The organism is Wenzhouxiangella sp. XN79A, assembly GCF_012272825.1.
GTDB lineage: Bacteria > Pseudomonadota > Gammaproteobacteria > Xanthomonadales > Wenzhouxiangellaceae.
The window spans coordinates 1-8,559 of record NZ_JAAWWS010000141.1 but is presented as its reverse complement, the minus strand read 5'-3'; the positions used below and the strand labels follow the sequence as shown (position 1 = coordinate 8,559).

General features: G+C 56.1%; 8 protein-coding genes. 6 read left to right on the top strand and 2 right to left on the bottom strand.

Annotated features, from left to right (window positions below; genetic code table 11):
- Positions 1-69: 69 nt before the first annotated feature.
- Positions 70-1,311, bottom strand: coding sequence for an ISL3 family transposase (locus tag HFP89_RS06085; protein ID WP_168715701.1), 1,242 nt, complete (start codon positions 1,309-1,311; stop codon positions 70-72).
- Between the two features lie 205 nt (positions 1,312-1,516).
- Between HFP89_RS06085 and HFP89_RS06080 the strand changes: the two genes are divergently transcribed.
- The 6 genes from HFP89_RS06080 (at position 1,517) to HFP89_RS06055 (ending at position 7,021) form a co-directional block, all read left to right on the top strand.
- Positions 1,517-1,870 (top strand): hypothetical protein, encoded by a 354-nt coding sequence (locus HFP89_RS06080; protein ID WP_168716759.1) that lies wholly within the window; start codon positions 1,517-1,519, stop codon positions 1,868-1,870.
- A 116-nt stretch (positions 1,871-1,986) separates the two neighbouring features.
- Entirely contained in the window at positions 1,987-2,232 is a 246-nt protein-coding gene (locus tag HFP89_RS06075; RefSeq protein ID WP_168716758.1) for a hypothetical protein, read from the top strand.
- A 269-nt stretch (positions 2,233-2,501) separates the two neighbouring features.
- On the top strand, positions 2,502-3,833 hold the full coding sequence (locus HFP89_RS06070) for an RHS repeat-associated core domain-containing protein (protein ID WP_168716757.1): 1,332 nt from the start codon (positions 2,502-2,504) through the stop codon (positions 3,831-3,833).
- The gene (locus HFP89_RS06065) at positions 3,830-4,411 is read left to right on the top strand and encodes a hypothetical protein (protein ID WP_168716756.1); all 582 of its coding nucleotides are present in this window, start codon (positions 3,830-3,832) and stop codon (positions 4,409-4,411) included. Before HFP89_RS06070 ends, HFP89_RS06065 begins: the two co-directional genes overlap by 4 nt.
- 1,369 nt (positions 4,412-5,780) lie before the next feature.
- Positions 5,781-6,287 (top strand): hypothetical protein, encoded by a 507-nt coding sequence (locus HFP89_RS06060; RefSeq protein ID WP_168716755.1) that lies wholly within the window; start codon positions 5,781-5,783, stop codon positions 6,285-6,287.
- Between the two features lie 5 nt (positions 6,288-6,292).
- Positions 6,293-7,021 (top strand): hypothetical protein, encoded by a 729-nt coding sequence (locus tag HFP89_RS06055; protein ID WP_168716754.1) that lies wholly within the window; start codon positions 6,293-6,295, stop codon positions 7,019-7,021.
- A gap of 435 nt (positions 7,022-7,456) precedes the next feature.
- Here the strand turns inward: HFP89_RS06055 and HFP89_RS06050 are convergent, their stop codons facing one another.
- Positions 7,457-8,464, bottom strand: a complete 1,008-nt coding sequence (locus tag HFP89_RS06050) for an IS110 family transposase (RefSeq protein ID WP_168716753.1) — start codon at positions 8,462-8,464, stop codon at positions 7,457-7,459.
- Between the last annotated feature and the right edge of the window lie 95 nt (positions 8,465-8,559).

Genomic DNA, 8,559 nt, shown 5'->3' with positions numbered 1-8,559 from the left:
GGCTATATCCGGATCTCGCAAAGCTCTGATCGCCCGCAGCGCCTGATCTGACTGTCTTTGCCGGCGTTTTCATAGTGTGCGGAACCGCACTGGAATTTGCCCAGGCAGATCGAGGTCTCCAACGGTCAGGTAGATCATGTCGGAGAACGCATCGAGATGGCGGAAGCCACTGGCGCGATTCTTGACGATCTTGACGATGCGATTGAGTCCTTCAGCAATAGCGTTGGTCACGCGGGTGCCGATGAAGGCCAGCACGGCATCCTGGTGGCGTCGGAGGGTATGGACGAACTTTCGCAGCGGCTCCAGGCGGCTGAGCAATGCACTTTTGGTCCACTGCTTCAGGAACCGCTCTGCCGCCCAGGGTGCCTGGTAGGTCCAGAAGTGCTCGAACTCTTCTTTCAGGCGCCAGGCGCGATAGATTCGCCGGTTGTGTTTGTCGAGCGCATTGAGGTTTTGGGTATCGCGCCGGCTTCGGGTCGACGAATGGCGTGAGAGCAGCCAGCGCAGCCCTTTGAGCGCCTTGCGTTCATCCCGGGTAGCCTCCCGCCACTGCTCTTTGCGAACCTCGTCGACGGCCTCGTTGAGCGCCTTAACGATGTGGAAGCGGTCCAGCACCAGGGTGGCGTTCGGGCAGTGTGTCTGGATGGCCCCGATGTAGGCCTGGCTCATGTCGCAGCAGGCGGTCTGGATCCTGGCCTTCTGGTAGTCGCTGAGCGCTTCGTTGAAGAACCGGTCGATCGCCGCTCGGGCCTTGCCCTGGCCGATCCAGACCACGCAGGAGCGCTCCAGGTCATAGACCAGCGTGGCGTACTTGTGACCCTTGTGATAGGAGATTTCGTCAACGCCGATGGTCTTGAGGCCTCGGATGCGATGGCCCTCGCGCAACCGGCCAATGGTGCGATGGAGCAGATCCGAAAGGGTCGAGGCGGGCAACCGCAGCAGCTGGGCGGCGGCCTTTTGCGGCATGATCTGGCAGTAGCGCAGCATCAGGTATTCAAAGCGGTGACTCACCCGGCTGCCCGCCTCAGACCAAGGTAGCTGCTCGGTCACCCGGCCGTGGGTGTCACAACAGATCTCACGCGGCCAGTACATCAGCCAGATCGACCAGGGTCCGACCGGAATATCACGCCAGTAGCGCACCTCGGAGCGCTGGCGAACGATACGTCCCCGCCGGCCGCACTCCGGACAGCGGCAGCCGTTCTTGTAGGGCTTGACCAATACCTCGAGCCGGTTGCCGCGCCGAAAGGCCAGTCCATTGCACCGGAAATCCTTGAACTTGAGCAGCTTTGCGATAAGCTTGTAGACGGTCATGGGGGTTCCTTTCTGTACTGTTTGTTCTGGAAAACAAAACTTTACAGGAGGCCCCATGACCTCTCAAATCAGACCGGATCAAGTCTGAAATCCGTTGCGAGATTCGGATAGACCCTCATTTTTTAGGGGCATATCAAGATACATTCGGCACGAGCATCGTCTACTCGGTGCGCATGGCCTGGGTCAGCAAGTTCAGGCTGCTACAGTGGAGCATATGCTTTTAGGGGAAGCGATTGGCCTGTCGCTCCATGCCAACCAGGAAATGATAATGGAGGGTTTTGGAGTGCTTAGTCAGAACAAGGCGCTTTTGATAGGAAGGCAAGCAACAAGCATGCTTGCTGGGCTGGCCGTTGGTGGAACGGGAGGGCCTTCGTTGAGTTTCGTCGCTGGAATGGGGGATGTATATCACAACATCGAGTTGGTCGCCTCCGAGTTCAAGATTTTTGTCACTACTGTGGATGTGAATCAGCCCATACTTCCCCAGCTTCCCGCCAATGTGCAACTCACCGTTGCGGGGCGACTTGAGGGAATTGGCAACACTCTCCTGCTGGGGAAATAGGTTTCTCCATGAGCAATTGTAAAAGGTGTGGCAGGAATGGCATCTCTGTACTGGAAAGGCTTGCCTATTCAGCAGGTGGTCGCCTGCGATGTCGGCTCTGTGGTGCTAGCCAAAGAGTGAATCGCATTCTAGGTCTGGTTTATCTCGTGGTTGAAGCAACAGGGATATTTGTGGCTGCAATATTTGCTGTCGCTTCTTTAAATGTCTGGCTGTTTGTATTTGCTGTCTTGGCCGCAGCTTTTTTGAGAGTTTTCCTTTTGCCGCAATTTGCTCGCATAAAAGTCTCAGAAGGTCCCCTTGGGCGAAGGCAGCGCAAGTTGAAGCTCAAGGCATCAGAGAGCCATCAGTCCGACAAATCATAAAGGCGCCTAACTTTGCCGGATCGCACTAGTCTCTCGTTTTTTTTTGGGGCGCTGTCCTTCCGGCTTGACCGTTCCGCTGCTCAGAGCAAAGGGCATGAGCAAAGTAATCAAGAGTTTTATGCATCGCAGTCAATCTTGCCGCCAGATCGAGTAGCCGATTCGACTCGATCACCCACGACCCCGCCAAGTCGAGTTTCACCACCGAGCCAACCGCGCGCACCGGCTTCGACGCCTGGGGCCAGCGGCGCGACGGCAACGACTGGAGCGCGGTGTGGCAGCAGTGGCTGCTGGGCATCACGCCTGCCTGGGCGGCCGCCCAGCTGGAGGTCACGCCGCGGGGCTTTACCGGCCACGAGCACGTCGACGAGATGGGCCTGATCCACATGAACGGGCGGATCTACGACGCCCTGTTGGGCCGGTTCCTGCAGGCCGACCCGTTCGTGGAGGACACGACCACGCTGAACCGCTACACCTACGTGCACAACAACCCGCTGGCGTATACGGATCCGAGCGGGTATTTCAGTTTGAAGAAGTTCTTCAGGATCGCGGCGGCGGTGGCGATTTCGGTGTACACGGGAGGGCTGGCAGCGGGGAAGTTCGCGATCTTCGGCACCACGCTGACGGCAACCGGCGCGAAGTTTGCGGCCGCCGTGATCGGCGGTGCGATCACCGGGGCGATCTCGGCCGGCAGCGTGGAGGGCGCGCTCTGGGGCGCCTTTGCCGGGGCGGTGTTCTTCGGGATCGGTCAGCAGTTCGCCGGCACGGCCGGCGACGGCGGCGTGTTCGGTACCAGCTACACCGGCCCCGAGCTGGCCCGGGCCAGCGTGGCACACGGGGTGGCCGGTGGTACGATCGCCGAGCTGCAGGGCGGGAAGTTCGGGCACGGGTTCCTGTCGGCGGGCGTGGCCAAGGCAGCGACGCCGGCGGCGATGAGTGTCAGCAAGGACGTGTTCGTGCAGGGTGCGGCCGTGGCGATCGTCGGCGGGACGACGTCGCGGATCAGTGGGGGGAAGTTCGCAAATGGGGCGGTGACCGCGGCTATGAGTTATGCCTTTGGGACATTGGCTCAGAGGACTGGCAGAGCCGTTGGTTCTAGATCAGGGTCAGGGGCTGATCCTGTGGAGGTTCCTGATGAACTTGATGTTGAAGAATCAGGGTTCCCCACCGCAGCCGATGCAGCAAAGGCTGCAGGCGCGAGATATGGGCAAATTGGTGTTGACTCCCGACGAGAGGTCCAGCTAGGTATCGTCAAGTTAGGTGACAACAATTTTGGCTACTTGACACCTGGTTGGGGTTCTGTGGGAAGTGACATTGTTGATCCTAGTGGTTTGCTTTCCGCATACAGAGCTGCTGGCCACGAACCTTTTGCATGGATGCACGGCCATTTTGATGGTCAATTGAACTTTAGTGCGAATGATTTCTGGATGGCTTGGGAAAGGTCCGGATCTACTTATCTCGTGAATAGAAATCTTGAGGTGCGCCGCTTAAGGAATCATCACCTTCAGTCTGCGCTTAGAAACGTCCCGCGTCATTACCCTGGTGGATTGGCTGGACTGCAGCGGTACTATGCACAAGATGGCATCCCCGGAGATACGTTATGAGACTGTACTGGGCAGTGACTCTTTCCCTAGTGTTCTGTCTCCTCGGAGTTGCATGCGCTTCCGATCCACAGGATGACGTGCAGGAAGAGGCTATGGATTTCGAGGATTTTGGCGAGCCTGTTCACGAATGTAGTTCTGCGTGGCAAGGGCTAATTGATGGTTGGAAACGTGAAATAGGAACCCTTGGATCGGGTGTGATATCGACACAGGAAGCGGTTCTGGAGAAGGGAGATTCCAGGTTCTCTCGCGCTATCTTAGAAGTTTGGTCTGAAACTCAGGATTTTGTCAGTGGTGGTTTTGAGTGGGGGAGATGGCCGGTATCTGATGAGGCCTTTAGGGAACAAACACACCTAATCAGTAAGGCGTTTGAACAGTATGTTCCGCCGGCTTGTAGTTCTGCATCCTGGCTGTACTCGTTAATTGGAAGGGCATTGTATGTTGGGGCTGATGGAAATGAATATGGATATATGGTTCCAGATGATGCGCCGAGTAAATCTCACTGGAACTCCCCTGAGCTCCAGCAGTGGTATGTTTTCTGGCTATTTGTCCGTCACCCTGAGCTTGGTTCGTCCCCCTGACTTCTGGCAGTAAATTCGCAAATGGGGCGGCAACGGCGGCTATGAGCTATGCGTTCGGTAGCTTGGCTAGCAATGGCGGGGGTAATCGGGAAAGCGTGACTGGATGTGGCAGTCGGCTTGGTTGCGCGCCCGACGAGTCACCTTGGCTTCCAGGATATTTGAAGTCCTATCCAGGAGCGAGTGATCCTATGCTGGATGCGGCTGCGGTTGATGCGCTATCGCCGCTCGTCTTGCGTGAAGACGGGGAGTGGGTTGGATATATACAATTTCGAGGGCCCGTTGGATACGTTGCAAGCGAGCCTCAGTTCTTGGCGTATGAAGAGCGGGGCAATGCCTTGGTAGTGGAGTCCTATATGCCAAGGGATGCTGTGGCTGTGTATCATACTCATCCAGCGATGAATAGAGACTACAGGGGAGCACGAGCTTTCAACACAGCTCAGAATTCATTTGGCCCAGGAGACCATCGCGTTGTTTATCGGAGGGGCATTCCGAACTATTTGAAGATGCCCAATCAGGGCATATCGGTGCTTGAAATGCAGCCAATTGGTGCACTGCCTCGAACCGTGGTTCCCCCGAGGAGAAGATGGTGAAATTAGGAGCTGTAGTTACACTGATTCTTCCGCTGTTGCTGTCTTGTGCTATTGCCAGCGATAAGGCCGATGATTCAGTCATGAGCTGGTCTGAGCTAATTGAGCAGAAGAGCGCTCTTGATGGGCACCATGTAACCTTGTGTGGCTGGTTTGTCGCTGAGCGAGATGTTTGCGCTTTGTACGACAGGAAGGAAGGGCATTCTCAGGAGATCTGGATCAGACCAAATTCGGAAATCTGTCTGCCTGTCGAGGTCTTTAAACGTCCGACTCGTTCATGGGCGAAGGTTACAGGGCTATTTCACCATGGTAGTAGCTATGGGCTCTTTGGTCTCTACGATTCAGCCATAACGGATGCTGATGTGGTGCTTTCTGATTGCCGAGAGTAGTTAAATGATCGTGAGCAGCTGTCCTACCGGGCAGCTCTGATAATAATCTGGGTCAGCCACAACGCTGGTCGCTACTGAGTACGCCCGGTCCCACCGGGCGTACTCGTTCCTGGCCTTCTTCTTTAGCCGCGCTGCCCTTCCTTCTTAGCTGCTGCCGCGGCTTGAAAAGCAGCCGCTAAGAAGAAAATGCCCGCCTAGCACATCCAGTCCGATCAGCTAGAATGCCCCTCATGGCCTCGGCACTCGCACCCCAAAAAACCGCTTCTAGGGCAAAAAATGCCCTGGTCGGGTTCACGTCTGGAAAACCGGCCTCTAACTCGAAGAATGCACAGGGAAAAATGCTCGCATCGGCTACGACCCGCGTCGGGTGCGCCAGTGTTCGCAAATGGGGCCGTGACGGCGGCGATGGGGTTTGCGTTTAATCAAATGACGCAGGCCGAAGCAAGAAGGAAGGCTGACGAGTTGAGCGAGTCGCCAGGGGCCGTGACAGAATGGTCAGCTGTGCCAGTTGGAGATGGAACCTATAACGTGATGCCTCGCGAGATCGCCGCGATTAAGCATGGCCTAAGCACTGAAATGGCAGAGTCCGTTTTCCAGCCGTCAGAGCCTGCGCACTGTGCGGCATTTTGCGCGGCCGCCGTGGTGGCGACTACCCCGATCGTGGGCGACATTTCAGGAATGGAATCTGCATCAGCGTTGAATTCAGCCGCCGATTTGGCGGAACTTTCCGATAAGACACTGACTGTTCTGAAAAACCATCCGAATGAAAATATTGCCGCGTTCGCAAATGATCTATCACGTAGCCCTACGGCTCTTAGAATCGCCCTTATTGTGCCTGCATCAGTAAACAATTACCAAGCTTGCTATAGCGAGTGCACCTCCCACTACTTTGAAAGGTGAGCAAAATGAAAATGCTATCGACCCTTTCTGTTGCCCTTTTCGCGTCTCTGATTCAATGCCTGGTCTCTGAACCAATCGAGGCTAATGAAAACAATTGTGATCTTCCGGAACCATGGGTGCGCGAGGAAACTGCGAGTATCATTCTGAATTTTGTTGAGCAAGAACAGATCCGAATCTCTGAACCTGATGAAGTTTCCTCCGTAAAGGCGCAGCTTGCGCTTTGGAGCCTTGCGTTGGATCCTGTGAAGTTTCGAGAAACTGGCCAAAAGCTTCCTTTAGATGATCTCTTGTCCCGCAACGATGATTACATCACCGGCATCATATGGCTGCTTGCAAACAGCCCATTACACAGACCTGAATTTCAGGGTACAGAGCAAAGTATCGATGGTCTGAATGATTGGGCTGATGAATTTGTGAGAAGAGAGCCGCGTAAGATGTTTTTATATTTGATGGCTTTGTCCCGAATCACTGGTATGCAAACACTCTCTGTAGAAGAGCTTGAAGTTATCGACTCAAGAATTCCCGATCCCTCCATCGCATTTCATATTGCAGGAAAGCTGATGCAGGAGAATCAGTACCGATCCTCGCATGAGAAATTAGTCGAATCCTTCGAAAGCGGATCTATCAGAGCGCTCTACGCTCTTGGAGAGTTGGAGTTTTCTCATTTTCCGGGATGCTCAAGCAGAGCAAGAGACTATATTGCGATTGCTACAGAGTTTCTTGCCTCGAGATAATAGACAGAGCAAAGGGGTCACCCATTAGCCCCAGCCCTGTCAATAGGCAGTGGTCGCCTGTGGCGATTTTTCCGCCCGTTCCGGTTTCATCTGACCGGTTTCCAACAGCCGCGCGCCCTGCTTTTCAGTGGTTCGGATGCGCTTTGAGAAACGCGCTCCAGTCACCCATCGAGATCAAGGCCGGATCGGTTGTCGTGACAACGGTTTTGATCGGCCCCTGGCATCTGTGATGCCCCAGAAACAGCTCGGTACCGGCAGTCCGTCCATTTGGGTCCAGTTCAGAATCTGTGGCTGACTTTCGTCGCCAACCCGTGACTGGCTCGAACGCCGGGCGCGTTGTTGAAAATCGGTCATTTCCTTGGGTCGATCATGGCGCGGTCCAATCAGGGTCTATGGCTTGAACCAACCCCTCGGTCGGGCTCCGCGCCATGATCGTTAACCAAACAATCGGGCTGCGTCGAACGGAACCCGGTCGCGCTGGACAAAGTAGGCCGCCCGCGCCAGCTTGTGCGCGACTGCCCGGATCGCCACCATTCGGTTGCGCCGGGCTGCCTTGCGGTCGAAGAACCGCCGCGCCCGGTCGTTATAGCGCACCGCGAAGTGGGCGGCCTCGGAGAACGCCCAGGCCAGATAGCGGTTGCCGCACTTCTTGTTGCCTGCGCCTTTCTTGCGCTCGTTGCTCTCGCGCCGGCTTTCGACGACCCGGCAGTACGAGCTGTAGTTGCCCACTGACTTGAATCGCTCGATTTCACCGGTCTCCAGCGCAATCGTCGGCGCCAGCACATCGCCGACGCCGCACAGCGTCTTGAGTTGTTGGTAGCGTTGCGTGGGCTGGATCGCGCCCAGCACTTGCGTCTGGATGCCGGCAATCACCGTGTCCAGCGTCTCGATCACCGCCAAGTTGGCCGCAATTGATGTGCGCACTGCCGGCCGGAACCGTTCGTCAGCATCCAGAACGCCGCGTACCTTTGACGTCGGAACCCGGTGTCCCAACTCCCGAGCCAGAATGTTCTGGACCGAAGTCAAGTTGCGGGCGCGCTCACGCACCAGGCCGAGCCGCTTGCGCAACAGGTCCCGAACCTCGCGGATCTCCCGTGGGCAGATATAACCGGTCGGTAGAATGCCGAGTCGCATCAGGTGTGCCAGCCAGAATGCGTCATGCTGATCGTCGGAGTACTTCAAGCCCGAGTACTGCTCGACCTTTGCCGTGTTCACCAGTTGCGTTGAGTATCCATGGTCGCTCAATCCGTCGACCAGCCAGTACCAGTTGTAGGTCGACTCCACCGCTACCGCCAGCAGATCCGCCTTGAAAGGCGCAAGCGCGTTCAATGTCGCATCGAGATCGTTCGGCACGCGACGCTCCAGCAGTCGTCTGTCGCGATCGTCGATCACTACAACCATCTGATTGTTTGAATGCAAGTCAATCCCGCAGTACAGTGTCATGGCCAGCCTCCTCGTGCTTGGTCAGCCTCGCCACTGTAGCGGAGTCCGCTACGGTGGCAAGGAGGCTGGCGCTAGAGGAGTATCAGGTCTTGTTT